Below are 255 nucleotides of genomic sequence, written 5' to 3' on the forward strand. Positions count from 1 at the left end.
AATAGTAGAATTATTTGAAGATCAAGTAAACAAAACACCGAATAAGGTTGCGGTAGTATTAGAAGATCAAGAGGTAACTTATAGAGAATTAAATAGAAAGGCCAATAATTTGGCGAAAGAATTAAGGGCTAAAGGTGTTAAAGCTGATTCGATAGTAGGAATAATGGTAGAAAGATCGCTGGAGATGGTAGTGGGAATAATAGGCACTCTAAAAGCAGGAGGAGCATACTTACCAATAGATCCGAACTATCCGAA

Annotated in this window: 1 protein-coding gene; it reads left to right on the forward strand. The window is 36.1% G+C overall.

All coding sequences use genetic code 11. The features are described 5' to 3' along the window. Nucleotides 1–255 (forward strand): AMP-binding protein (locus tag ACVYAD_RS25280; protein WP_476428317.1); only part of this gene is annotated, 255 nt, incomplete at both ends.

This window comes from Lysinibacillus sp. G1-3, from assembly GCF_056322905.1.